Source organism: Trebonia sp. (assembly GCF_030042015.1).
GTDB lineage: Bacteria > Actinomycetota > Actinomycetes > Streptosporangiales > Streptosporangiaceae > Trebonia.
Map to the genome: position 1 here is coordinate 1 of NZ_JASIAL010000409.1, position 6,005 is coordinate 6,005.

Below are 6,005 nucleotides of genomic sequence, written 5' to 3' on the forward strand. Positions count from 1 at the left end.
GGGCTGCCGCCGGGCGCCCCGGGCGCCCCCGGTACCGGACCGCGGGTCGCGGTGACGGCGGTCGTCTCGCAGGCCGGCGTGCTGGCGCTCGCGGACTGCGCACGCGAGGGCGTGGGCGGCACGGCTGCGCTAGACCTGATGGGCGGCGGCCCGCAGGACCTGCCCGAGCGCTACCGGCTCGCCGACCCGATCGCGGCGGTGCCCATCGACGCCGCCGTGCTGTGCGTGCACTCCCGGGCCGACGAGAACGTGCCCTTCGCCTACAGCGAGCGCTACGTCGCCGCGGCCCTGCGGGCAGGCGGCAACGCCCGGCTGCACGAGACCAGCGGCGATCATTTCACCCTGATCGATCCCGCCTCGCCGGACTGGCACGTGGTCGTCGACGCCCTGCCCGGCCTCCTCGGGCTGCCCCGCCAGGCCGGCCGGTCACAGCCGTGAGCGGACCTCCCACAGGTCGGGGAACGCGGGCCGGAACAGCGTGCCGCGCAGGTATTCCGCGCCGGTCGAGCCGCCCGTCCCCGTCTTCGCGCCGATGATCCGCTCGACCATCTTCACGTGCCGGTAGCGCCATTCCTGCAGGCCCTCGTCGATGTCGACGAGCGCCTCGCACACCTCGGCCGGCGTCGCCGCGGCGGCGTAGACCCCGGCGAGCAGGGCGCTGACGGCGTCGTCGCCGCGCCACGGCTCGCGCGGATCCCTGTCAAGAACGTCGGCAGGGACCTGCCATCCGCACGCGCTCAGGTAGCGCAGCAGCGACGCGAACACGGGCCGCCGCCCCATGATCTCGTCAAGGACGGGATCGGCGAGGGCGGCGCTGAAGTCACGGCGGCCGAGCACCGCCTCGATGTAGCGGAACTGGCTGGACTGGAAGCCGCTTGAGCTGCCCAGCTCTGGCCGGAAGCTCGCGAACTGCTCCGGGGTCATGGTCTCGAGCACGTCCATCTGCCCGACCACGGTCTTGAGGATCTTGGCGATCCGCCGCGCGGTATGCAGCGCGCCGGCGCTGTTGCCGCTCTCCAGGCGCCGCTGCAACAGCGCGGTCTCGTGCAGGATCTGCTTGAACCACAGCTCGTAGACCTGGTGGATGACGACGAACAGCAGCTCGTCGTGGGAGTCGGTCAGCGGGCGCTGGCAGGACAGCAGGTCATCCAGCCGCAGGTACCTGCCGTAGGTGAGGTCGCCGGATTCGTTCACCGGCGTGTCCTGCGCGCCGCGCCGGCGGCCGCGGCCGCCGCCACGCCGGCCAGGGCGGCCGCGGCCCCGGCCAGGCCCGCCACGGCGAGCGCCGTCGCCCGGTCCTGCCTGCGCATCCGGCCCGGGATCTGCGCGTAGGGCATCGTCGTGAACGAGACGAGCTCGTACTGCGACACGTAGCGCCCGGGCAGCCGGCGCTCCAGCGCGTGCCTGGCGGCGGTCTTGGCCCGGAAGACCGGGGAGTTTACCCGGTCGCGCATCTCGACGAAGTTGTCAAGCGCCATGTCCGCGATCGCGTCGCAGTTCGCCTTGCGGCGCTGCTCGTAGGCGGCCAGCGCCGCGCTCCACGAACCGCCCGTTTCGGCGAGGCAGCGGTCGATCTCGATGCAGTCCTCGAACGCGCAGTTCGCGCCCTGGCCGTAGAACGGCACGATCGCGTGCGCCGCGTCTCCGACAAGGGCCAGCGCGCACCCCGCGCCGTGGTGCGCCCACGGCCAGCAGCGGATCGTGGCCAGGGACCCGACGGGGTTGTTCAGGTAGTCACCGGCCAGGTCAGGGATCAGCCCGGCGGCGTCCGGGTAGTCCCGCAGGAAGTGCTCGCGGACCTGCTCCGCGCCGCGCAGCGCCGCGAACTCCTCCCCCGTCCAGAACAGCGTGCAGGTGAAGGAGCGGTCCAGGTTGGGCAGCGCGATCATCATCGACGAGCCGCGCGGCCAGATGTGCAGCGCGTCCGGGTCGAGCGCGAACTGCCCGTCCCGCGCCGGCATGGTGAGCTCCTTGTAGCCGTGCTCCAGGTAGTCCTGCCAGAACGTGAAGCCCTGCCGGAACGTGACCGACCGCCGCGCGGCGCTGTAGGCGCCATCGCAGGCGAGCACGATGCCCGCCCGTTCGGTTCGCTGCCCGGCGGCGGTCTCGAACGTCATCTGGCCGGTCGCCATGTCAAGCTCACGCAGGCGATGGCCGAACCGGAAGCAGACGCCCGACGTTCGTTCGGAAATATCGAGCAAAGCCGCATTGAGCTCGGTTCGGCTGATCGAGTTGATCGCCTGGGTGCCGTCGGCGCTGTAGGGGCGGAAGCTCTGCTGTCCGTCGCGGCCGTGCACCATCCGGCCGTGCATCGGCAGCGCGCGGGACAGCGAAGGCTCGCGCAGCCCGACCTGGTCCAGGGCCTGCAGGCCGCGCGCGGAGATCGCCAGGTTGATCGAGCGCCCGCGCTCGGGCACGGCCACGCGCGGGTCGTCCCGCCGTTCGTACACGGTGACCTCGGTGCCGCGGCGCGCCAGCAGCGTGGCGAGCAGGCACCCGGCCAGGCCAGCACCGACGATGGCGACGGGGGCGCCCAGGGCGCCCGTGACCCCGATCTCAGGCATCGGTGTCGCCGGCGTCATCGAGGACCGCCGCGAGGGCCGTCGCGGCGCGCCAGCAGTCGTGGAAGGTGTTGTACATCGGGGCCGGCGCCAGCCGGATGACGTCCGGCGGGCGGGTGTCGGCGAAGACGCCGAAATCGTCGCGCAGCCGCCGCGTGACCGGGCCGACGTCACGGCCGCCGATCCGCACCGACAGCTGGGCGCCCCGGCGGTCGGGGTCGCGGGGCGTGATCACCTCGGCTGGCCGGGCGGCGCACACCTCGTCGAGCAGGGACTGCAGGTAACCGGTGAGCCGGACGCTCCTGGCGCGCAGCGCCGGCATCCCTGACTGGTCGAACATCTCAAGAGAGACCAGCACGGGCGCCATCGCGAGGATCGGCGGGTTGGAGACCTGCCAGGAGTCGGCGGTGTCCACCGGCGTCACCGCGGGCGCCATCTCGAACCGGGTGCGAGGGTCCGTCGACCACCAGCCGGCGAATCTGGGCAGGCTGCGATCGGCGAGGTGGCGCTCGTGCACGAACGCGCCGGCCACCGACCCCGGCCCGGCGTTGAGGTACTTGTAGGAGCACCACGCCGCCCAGTCCGCGCCGCACTCGTGCAGCCGCAGCGGGACGTTGCCAGCGGCGTGCGCCAGGTCCCAGCCGACGACGGCGCCGACGGCCCGCCCCGCGGCCGTGATCGCGTCGATGTCGAACAGCTCGCCGGTGAGGTAGTTCACCGCGCCGAGCAGGACCAGCGCCACCCGCTCGCCGTGTTCGCGCAGGAAGCCCACGATGTCACCGGTGCGCAGCGCCGCTTCGCCGGGGCGCGGCGCCAGCCGGATGACCGCCTCGTCCGGGTCGTACCCGTGGAAGGCGGCCTGGCTGCGCACCGCGTAGCTGTCCGAGGGGAACGCGCTGTCCTCGATGACGATGGCGTGCCGCCGCGGCGTCGGCCGGTAGAAGCTCACGATCAGCAGGTGGAGGTTGACCGTCAGCGAGTTCATCGCGACGACCTCCTCGGGGCGGGCGCCCACCAGCCGTGCCGCGGGAGCGCGCAGCTGCTCGTGGTAGGGGAGCCAGGGGCGCCGGGCGTGCGTGTGGCCTTCGACGCCGAGCCTGGCCCAGTCGTCAAGCTCGGCCCCGAGCCGCGCGCGCAGCGCCTTCGGCTGCAAGCCCAGGGAGTTGCCTGCCAGGTAGGCGGCCTCGCCCAGCCCGTGCGGCGGGACACAGAATTCCGCTCGCCGGGCCGGCAGCGGGTCGGCGGCATCCAGCTCGCGTGCCTGCTGTTCGCGCCGTTCGCGCGGCATGACCGCGGTCATCGGGCCACGCCGAGGAAAGCCTGCGCGTTGCCGGACAGGATCGCGGCGCGCGCGCTTTCGTCCAGGAAGGCGGCCTTGCGGACCAGGCCGCCGGCCGGGCGCTCGCCGAGCGGGTAGGGGTAGTCGCTGCCCACGAGCACGCGGTCGGCGCCCACGGTGTCGACGAGCAGCCGCAGCGCCCGCTCGTCGAACACCGCGGAGTCGACGTAGAAGCGGCTCGCATAGTGCTCCGGCGGGTACTGCGAGGTGCCGATGACGTCGTGCCGCTTGTGCCAGGCGTTGGTCACCCGGCCCAGCCAGAACGCGAACGATCCGCCGCCGTGCGCGAAGCAGATCCGCAGCCGCTCGTCGACCCGGTCGAAGACCCCGCCAAGGATCATCGCCAGCAGAGACAGGTGCGTCTCGGCGGGCATGCCCACCAGCCATTGCGCCATCCAGCGGTCCGTCCGCGGCGAGCTCGGCATGTCCCACGGGTGCACGAAAACGGGCGCGCCCAGCGCGGCCGCGTGCTGCAGGAACGTCACCACCCCCGCGTCGTCGAGGTCGCGGTCGCCGACGTGGTTGCCGATCTCCACGCCGACATGCCCGGCCGCCAGGCAGCGGTCAAGCTCGGCGCAGGCCGCGTCGGGATCTTGCAGCGGCACCTGGCACATCGGCAGCAGCCGGCGCGGCGCGGGCGCGCAGATCTGCAGGGCCAGGTCGTTGAGTATCCGCGCGATGCGCCCGGCCTGGGCGGCATCGAGCGCGTAGGAGAAGAACACCGGCGTCGGCGACACCACCTGGACGTCGATCCCGTCGGCGTCCATGTCGGCCAGCCTGACAGAAGCGTCCCAGCAGTCCGCGGCGATCCGCCTGAACTCCCTGTCGCCGAGCATGATCACGGCGTCGGTCTCGGTCTGCGCGCGCAGCCACGGCGTGCCCGGCCCGAGGTCGGGCCAGCCGCGCGGCACGTAGTGGGTGTGCACGTCGACGACGCTGCCCTTGTCCGGCACCACGCTCAGCCCTTGCCCGGGTGCAGCGTCCCGCACTGCTTGCACAGCCGGGCCTGCTCGTCGGCGTAGAAGGCGGCGAACACCGGCGGCAGGTCGGTCACGATGTCGCGGACCTGCAGCTCCACCTCGTGCACGAGCGCCGAGCAGTTGGGGCAGTACCACTGGAACCTTTCCAGCGTCCCTTCCTTGCGGACCCGCTCGATCACCAGGCCGACCGACCCCTGCTCGGGCCGCTGCGGCGAGTGCGGCGTGTCGCCCGGCAGCAGCCAGGTCTCGCCCTCGCGGATGTCGACGCGCCGCACGCCGCCCTCGTCGACGACGTTGACGTGCATGTTCCCCGTCAGCTGGTAGAACCATTCCTCGTACGGGTCGACGTGAAAGTCGGTCCGCGCATTCGGGCCGCCGACGATCATCACGATGAAGTCGTCGCCGACGGCCATCGTCTTGTTCCCGACCGGCGGTTTCAGCAAGTGCCTGTTGTCCTCGATCCACTGCTTGAAGTTGACCGGCTTGGCGAGCGTCATCGTTGACCTCCCGGGGGGATATAAGCGACGGCCTGGATCTCGATGAGAATGTGCGGGTGCGGGAGCTGGTGGACGGCAACGGTCGTTCGGGTCGGCCCGCTCTCGTCGAAGTACTCCGCGTACACCTCGTTGTACCCGCCGAAGTCGTTCATGCTGACCAGGTACGCGGTCACCTGGACCAGGTCGGAGAGCCTGCCGCCGACCTCGGCAAGCATCGCGGCGATCGCCTCGATGACGGCGCGGGTCTGCACGCGGATGTCCAGCGAGGCGGTCCCCATCTCGTCGGCCGCGGCGCCGGCGATGCTGTTATCGGGACGGCGCGCCGAGGTGCCCGAGATGTACACGAAGTCGCCGGCCCGCTTGAGGTGCGGGTACCGGCCGCGCGGCGCCACCCGGCCGGCCAGGACCTTCGCCTCAGCCATAACACCGCGATCCATGCTCCGGACAATGCCCTGCCCCGGTCGCAGTCATGCCTGCGCTGGAGAGACGGTGGGGTCCGTTCGGAATAATTGAATTCAAATTTTCCCGAACGAGCCGCTGCTTCGCCCCCAGCGCCCGCCGATCCTGGTCCCTACTATTGCGGTGTGCCCGGACCTGGCGGAAGGAACGCTCCCGGCCTGCTGGCCGC

At 71.9% G+C, this 6,005-nt stretch carries 7 protein-coding genes; 1 reads left to right on the forward strand and 6 read right to left on the reverse strand.

Annotated elements, in window-relative coordinates; genetic code table 11:
- Positions 1 to 438, forward strand: a 438-nt coding sequence (locus tag Q1N79_RS22065; RefSeq protein WP_300611940.1) for a prolyl oligopeptidase family serine peptidase, incomplete at its 5' end; no start/stop codon positions are given.
- Here the strand turns inward: Q1N79_RS22065 and Q1N79_RS22070 are convergent.
- The 6 genes from Q1N79_RS22070 to Q1N79_RS22095 are packed head-to-tail and all read right to left on the reverse strand — an operon-like array spanning position 427 to position 5,799.
- Positions 427 to 1,194 carry a tryptophan 2,3-dioxygenase family protein gene (locus Q1N79_RS22070; RefSeq protein ID WP_300611943.1) on the reverse strand — a complete coding sequence of 256 codons (768 nt, stop codon included), beginning with the start codon at positions 1,192 to 1,194 and terminating at the stop codon, positions 427 to 429. The two genes, Q1N79_RS22065 and Q1N79_RS22070, sit on opposite strands and share 12 nt — an antisense overlap.
- A complete protein-coding gene (locus Q1N79_RS22075) occupies positions 1,191 to 2,564 on the reverse strand; it encodes an NAD(P)/FAD-dependent oxidoreductase (RefSeq protein ID WP_300611946.1) in 1,374 nt (457 codons plus the stop codon). Before Q1N79_RS22075 ends, Q1N79_RS22070 begins: the two co-directional genes overlap by 4 nt.
- Entirely contained in the window at positions 2,557 to 3,861 is a 1,305-nt protein-coding gene (gene kynU, locus Q1N79_RS22080; protein ID WP_300611949.1) for a kynureninase, read from the reverse strand. The genes Q1N79_RS22075 and kynU overlap by 8 nt, the downstream gene beginning before the upstream one ends.
- A complete protein-coding gene (locus Q1N79_RS22085) occupies positions 3,858 to 4,856 on the reverse strand; it encodes an amidohydrolase family protein (RefSeq protein ID WP_300611952.1) in 999 nt (332 codons plus the stop codon). The genes kynU and Q1N79_RS22085 overlap by 4 nt, the downstream gene beginning before the upstream one ends.
- Before the next feature lie 2 nt (positions 4,857 to 4,858).
- On the reverse strand, positions 4,859 to 5,377 hold the full coding sequence (locus Q1N79_RS22090; RefSeq protein ID WP_300611955.1) for a 3-hydroxyanthranilate 3,4-dioxygenase: 519 nt from the start codon (positions 5,375 to 5,377) through the stop codon (positions 4,859 to 4,861).
- The gene (locus Q1N79_RS22095) at positions 5,374 to 5,799 is read right to left on the reverse strand and encodes a RidA family protein (RefSeq protein ID WP_300611958.1); all 426 of its coding nucleotides are present in this window, start codon (positions 5,797 to 5,799) and stop codon (positions 5,374 to 5,376) included. Before Q1N79_RS22095 ends, Q1N79_RS22090 begins: the two co-directional genes overlap by 4 nt.
- Positions 5,800 to 6,005: the final 206 nt, after the last annotated feature.